This window comes from Cellvibrio sp. (assembly GCF_053579595.1).
The window spans coordinates 1-4696 of sequence record NZ_JBRFPI010000354.1; the positions used below are offsets into that span (position 1 = coordinate 1).

Here is a 4696-nt window from a genome sequence, read left to right on the forward strand (position 1 = left end):
CTGCCTCCACACCCGCCACATGCATGCAGAGACTTATCGTTTTATCTAAAAAGTGCCCAAGCATTACGGGATTAAGATCGATGTAGTTTCACCCGATGGTGAAGCGGTACGTGCACTGGTGCAGGACAAAGGCTTGTTCAGTTTTTATGAAGATGACCACAAAGAATGTTGCGGCATTCGCAAAATTGAGCCACTGCGCAAAAAACTGCTGACATTGGATGCCTGGATCACCGGCCAACGCAAAGACCAAAGCCCTACCCGCGCGGAAATTCCGGTTATTCAAGACGATAAATTATTTGCGCGCCCCGGTGAAACGCTCACCAAATTTAATCCGCTGTCCAATTGGTCATCCAAAGAAGTCTGGGATTACATCCGCATGTGCGAAGTGCCTTACAACGAATTGCACGAGCGCGGTTTTGTTTCCATCGGTTGTGAGCCTTGCACGCGCCCGGTTACACCGGGGCAACATGAGCGCGAAGGTCGCTGGTGGTGGGAAGAAGCAACTAAAAAAGAATGCGGCCTACATGCAGGCAATGTGAACTAACAAAAAACGCCCGGCGTTCATCGACCCCGGGCGTTTTTTTATACATCCTTTACCGCTCGGATATTCTGGTGCTTATTTATTTGCCGATGCAGGGTTCTGCGTGTGATACCCAGTACTTTCGCCGCAGCGGTGACGTTGCCATTTGCTTTAGTGAGCACATTTTTCATGTGCATCCATTTCAGATCATCCACCGAATGAACTACTGAAACCGTTGGTTGCGATATACAGCCAGGCAGCCAGTTATCGATAGCGACCGTTTTTGAGAAATAATTTTCTGCACCCAGTTTAATCGCAACAACCGCTGTTGAAATACTGGGGTTGCTCGTCAACACATAAACACGCGCAGCGGGCCGGTACTGTTTAAGTTGGCTAATCAATTCCAGATGACATTGCTCCTCACTGAATACTTCTACAAAAATAAACTCATAGTGCTGCCCCTTGGTGAGGGCACGCTTAAAGTGTAAGGGTTCAAGCCTGTCCAAAATAACGCCATATTTTTGCATTTGAGTTGCCGCGGTTTGATAAAACGGCTCATCCTCATCAAGTAATAATGCACGCATAGGTCTCCATGACTGCTGTAGTAATAAAGTAGTGGAAAACAGTTTTTATTATTGATGTATTATTTTTACACAGAAATTTTTCAGCTGAATATGCGACAAATTGTCGCCACAAATACTGAGCATCTCAATCCGAGCGAATGGCCAATAAAAAAGGCAGCCTTATGACAAGGCTGCCTTTATCTACCGCAATGCCGAACTACTGAGGGGGCAGCTGGTCGGCAGGCAGAGATGTGGGTGGTGTTGGCAGCGCGCCCGGCAACAGACCTTTTGCCTCTAGCGCACCAATGCTTGCCTGGCTCGAACTCGTTGCTGTAGAACTCACGGCACTGCTTTGTGCTGCGCTGCTAATGGCGACACTGCTGACTGCAGCAGAACTGCTAGCGCTAGATTTTTCCGGCGACGAATTGCCACCGCCGCAAGCAGTGATCTGCATACAAATCACCACAACACTAAAAATCCGACATAAATTACGCATTAGTATTTCACCCAGAATTCTTCATCAGGATGTATCTCGATCAATACCGAGTAGGCGGCATCGGCAGCGATCAAGGCAGCGGTATTGGCGTTTGCGCTGTAACCCGCTTTGCCTTTCCATACAATTTCTGCATCGTTAAAAATGCTCATATTGTGCAAGTGATCTGGTGCTGTGTATTTATTCCAACCTTTTGTGCGGGCGGGATAAACCAAAAAGCTGGGAGCAGGATTTTCAGTTGCCGTCGCGCTGTGATCATGGTCATCGCTCATGGCTGTCCAGGCAGCTGAAATTTCTTCGCCTTTACTATTTTTACAATATTGCGTGGTTGGCAAATAGACAGTAGTAAATGCAGACGCGTTGACTTTAGCGCGAATTGAAAAATTATATTGGTGGCTGTCAGCGCCTTTGTCTGCTGAATCCGGTTTGGTCCAAATGACTTTAGTGATTACCCCTGCCTCATTTTTTACCAGCGTTGCTGAGCCGAACACAGCGTCCAATGGGCGAAGCCCGGTCAATGTTTGTGGAATTTGAACTTCAACGCGCAAAGTATCGTAAGCAGTCGAGACACCGTTTACCGATTCCGAACAACCATGAGGAACACTGAGTGTTATTTCTTGAGTCTTACCTGTAAAAAGGGGCGACGTAGAAACACCCACATGCGCCAACACATTCACTGAAACAAGAGTACAAATTGCTGAGGTTAAACCAACATGCATTAATGATCGAAAATTCACGGCGCTTAATCTCCTTAATAGAAAAGTGATCGCGCATCATACAAAGTTAAATCAACTTGACCATGCGACAAATTGGCGCAGCTGCTCGCGTGAATTGCACGCGCGTCGCGGGTGCGACAATTTGTCTCATTGTTGCTTTTATTCTTTACGCCTAGGCTTGCGCAAATTTTTACTTTCTGAATATGTGGGGCAGACCATGAATAAAATAATTGGATTACATCAGCGTGCTTGTTTTTCGTTTAAATGTATCGGCTTCAGTACTGCTGCACTACTACTCAGCGCTTGTGGTAGTTCGAGTTCCGACTCTGGCTCATCGCCATCGTCCAGCGCTGCCAGCTCCAGTAAGGTGAGCAGCAGTGCATCCAGTTCCAGCGTGAGCAATGAACCTGTTGCCATCACCATTCCGTTTGAAGCGTTTTCCGGCAATACAGAAATTCTTTGTGGTGCTGCACTGGAAGGTTTGGGCACTGTGAGCACTAAAGCCACGCTTGCCGATTTTCGTTTTTATGTTCACAACCTGCGCTTGGTAACCAGCACGGGGGTTGAATTGCCAATTACATTGGATGAGACCGGTGTGCAAACTGACAACATTGCTCTGCTCGATTTCCGCGATAAATTGGGCACAGGTGCAACCTCTTGCCAAGGTGAAGCAAATCCGACCATGAATAAAAAAGTCGTCGGCAAAGTGTTGATTGGTAATAACACTATTTCCAGCATTCGCTTTGTATTGGGCGTTCCTGCAACACACAACCACGCCAATCAAACCGCGGCGAAAGAGCCGTTGAAAACACCAGGGCTTTCTTCTGGCATGCATTGGGGTTGGAATGTAGGTTATAAATTTACTGGCCTTGATGTATTCACCAACGTGGCAATTACTCGCCCCGGCGATGCAGCTTGGACAAATAATCGCTGGAACATTCACTTGGGCAGCACTGGTTGTACGGGTGATGCAACCATCAATGAGGCAGTGACCTGCACTGCACAAAATAGAGCTGAAATTACTCTTAGTGATTTTGTCGTGGGTAAATCTGCCGTGAAATTGGATTACGCAAAATTAGTTGCCAACAGCAATATGGGGCAAGACGCGGGTGGGCCTGCTGGCTGTATGTCCGGTGGAAATGATCCAGAATGCGGTGCGATATTTGCGACTGTTGGGTTGAGCCACCCATCTCAATCTGCAGCGCCATCAACACAAACTGCTTTCTCAATCGTCAACAAATAAATAGTTCGAGGTCGCCGCTTTCGTGAAACGGATTGGTGTTTTTTTGTCACTGGCTTTTTTGCTGGCCTCATTAAGTGGTTGTTACGGCGAAAGCAAAACCACTGTGAATGATACCGCCGCTACCGCCAGCGAGTTCAATTGGAATTTGCCGCCGCAAATGGCGCTTCCAGTTGAGCCTGCTGATAATCCGGTGACGGAAGCAAAGTTTCAACTTGGCCGCCATCTGTTTTACGACAAGCGTTTATCCGGCGGAGGCGCGATTAGTTGCGCTTCTTGCCATCAACAAAATAAAGCCTTTGCCGACAACAATATTCGCCCGCGTGGCGGTGCCGGTGATTTGCATCCACGCAACTCACAGGGTTTGGCAAATGCTGCATGGTTTGCGACAGTCACTTGGGGCAACCCTTCGCTCACCACACTTGAGCAGCAAATTATGTTGCCGCTGTTTGGTACTGATCCCATCGAACATGGCATCAACGAAACCAATCACCCTGCCATTTTGCAATCGATTTTGCGCGATGATCGCTACCAAACATTAATTGCGCAGGCTTATCCAAACCAGCAACAAATTGATTGGAAGCAGCTAGTGGATTCGCTCGCCACATTTGTGCGCGGCATTACCTCGTTCCGCAGTGCATTTGATGCTTACCTTGCAGGCAACACATCTGCACTCAGCGATAGCGCAAAACGCGGCATGCAATTATTTAATAACGAACGGCTTGAATGCTTTCACTGCCACGATGGGCATTTGTTTACTGACTCAGTGCGTGACCGTTCCATGCGCGTGGTAGAAACGCCGTTTCACAATACCGGTTTATACAATATCGATGGCGCGGGCGCTTACCCTGAACCCAATACGGGTGCGCATGGAGTTACCGGTCGCGCTGCGGAAATGGGCGCATTTCGCGCGCCGAGTTTGCGCAACGTTGCGGTGACTGCGCCCTACATGCACGACGGCAGTATCGCGACGCTTGCCGAGGTGATTCGCACCTACGCAGCGGGCGGTCGCAACATCACCTCCGGTGAACATACTGGCGATGGACGATTAAATCCGTTCAAAGACAGTTTTATCGCTGGCTTTAGTATTACCGAAGATGAAATCGCTGATGTGATCGCTTTTCTAAATAGCCTCACCGACGAACAACTCCTGATTGACGCACG

At 48.3% G+C, this 4696-nt stretch carries 5 protein-coding genes and 1 pseudogene; 3 read left to right on the plus strand and 3 right to left on the minus strand.

Annotation, left to right across the window (positions count from 1 at the left end; translation table 11 throughout):
• A pseudogene (locus ACWA6V_RS17475) lies at positions 1–544 on the plus strand (phosphoadenylyl-sulfate reductase); the annotation flags it as partial.
• A gap of 38 nt (positions 545–582) precedes the next feature.
• Here the strand turns inward: ACWA6V_RS17475 and ACWA6V_RS17480 are convergent.
• The 3 genes from ACWA6V_RS17480 to ACWA6V_RS17490 all read right to left on the minus strand — a co-directional run bounded on the left by ACWA6V_RS17480 (position 583) and on the right by ACWA6V_RS17490 (position 2313).
• On the minus strand, positions 583–1104 hold the full coding sequence (locus tag ACWA6V_RS17480; RefSeq protein ID WP_449523695.1) for a response regulator transcription factor: 522 nt from the start codon (positions 1102–1104) through the stop codon (positions 583–585).
• Between the two features lie 196 nt (positions 1105–1300).
• Positions 1301–1537: a hypothetical protein gene (locus ACWA6V_RS17485; RefSeq protein ID WP_449523696.1), complete on the minus strand. Its 237-nt coding sequence runs from the start codon at positions 1535–1537 to the stop codon at positions 1301–1303.
• A 41-nt stretch (positions 1538–1578) separates the two neighbouring features.
• Complete coding sequence (locus ACWA6V_RS17490) at positions 1579–2313, minus strand: DUF1775 domain-containing protein (protein ID WP_449523697.1); 735 nt, start codon at positions 2311–2313, stop codon at positions 1579–1581.
• 196 nt (positions 2314–2509) lie between these two features.
• Here ACWA6V_RS17490 and ACWA6V_RS17495 point away from each other — a divergent pair, with 196 nt between their 5' ends.
• Together ACWA6V_RS17495 and ACWA6V_RS17500 are read left to right on the plus strand one after the other, a co-directional pair.
• Positions 2510–3535, plus strand: coding sequence for an MbnP family copper-binding protein (locus ACWA6V_RS17495; RefSeq protein ID WP_449523698.1), 1026 nt, complete (start codon positions 2510–2512; stop codon positions 3533–3535).
• A 43-nt stretch (positions 3536–3578) separates the two neighbouring features.
• Positions 3579–4696, plus strand: a 1118-nt coding sequence (locus tag ACWA6V_RS17500; RefSeq protein WP_449523699.1) for an MbnH family di-heme enzyme, incomplete at its 3' end; no start/stop codon positions are given.